Source organism: Candidatus Hakubella thermalkaliphila (genome assembly GCF_013281975.1).
GTDB lineage: Bacteria > Actinomycetota > Humimicrobiia > Hakubellales > Hakubellaceae > Hakubella > Hakubella thermalkaliphila.
On sequence record NZ_BLRZ01000278.1, the window covers coordinates 1 to 1,131 of the forward strand.

Below are 1,131 nucleotides of genomic sequence, written 5' to 3' on the forward strand. Positions count from 1 at the left end.
GGCCTGCAGCATCTTGAGGATGTTTCCATCCACCACATATTGGCCTATCAGCTTAAGTAGCCGATCATGGGGGAGGGTGTCAAAATAGGAGCTGAGATCCACATCCAGCACCCAGGTGTGCCCAAAGTTTAGATACTTGCGTATCCGCTGGGACGCCTGCCGGGCCGATCTCTTGGGTCGAAAGCCAAAGGAGCAATCCAGAAACTTAGATTCAAAGATCGGCTCCAGTACTGTCTTTACCGCGGTCTGGACAACCCGATCCCGCACGCAGGGGATACCCAATGGCCTTTTCTTTCCATCAGGTTTGGGGATGTACATCCTCCGAATACTTTTGGTTCGGTATCTTCCTTCCTTCAGCTCTTGCTGGAGTTCCTTAAGGTACCTTACCTCTCCGTATTCGATAATGTCTTCTATGCTCTCCCCATCATTCCCTGGTACACCTCCATTGGCCTTGACTCGCTTCCATGCCTCCCAAAGTACATCACTACGATATACTTTGTCATAAAGAGAGTGAAAGCACCGCTTGAGGGTCAGCCTTGGCTGCTCGGTATAGGCTTCGCTGCAATTCTCGGACTTTGTTTCTCATGGATTACCTTTCGGACTCATGAAGTCTTTCCTTGCTTTGAAACCATGACAAGAGCAGGGAGACTTCCCTCGGGTAGAGTTATGTTGTCTCTACCTTCAATCAGTACTTTTCTCCCCTCCGACTCCCGCAGGCACTTCGGACGACACTTCGGCTTCGCCTTATAGTCATCCTTACCCCCGAGACTGGATGCCTGCGGATCTCCCGTGTTATCCCTCCTGACTTTCCTCACATGCCATCCCTGTTACGCCGGGGAGCCACCGGGTGCTTTCCTGTCCTAGTTCCCGATGTATCAGCCTTCGCCTTGGGAAAAGAGGCTCGGCACTCCCAAGTACCTCCATCTCTGGAGGGCCGATGTGACGACGCTACATCTGGGTTCACGTTAGTTACGGCCTGTGAGTTTGCGTCCCCTGGCCATGCCAGAGTTTGTCGAGTGGCTTCAACCATAGGAGTTACCCCCTATGGCTGCACTCCTCGCTATCCAGGTGAACAGGCAATTCCTGGAGTAGGACTTTCACCTACAAGCCATGAGTCCTCCACGGCGCACT

Annotated in this window: 1 protein-coding gene; it reads right to left on the reverse strand. The window is 52.6% G+C overall.

Annotated elements, in window-relative coordinates; genetic code table 11:
- The coding region (locus tag HW443_RS11535; protein WP_258190529.1) for a reverse transcriptase domain-containing protein at positions 1-318 on the reverse strand (318 nt) is incomplete at its 3' end.
- Positions 319-1,131 lie beyond the last annotated feature (813 nt).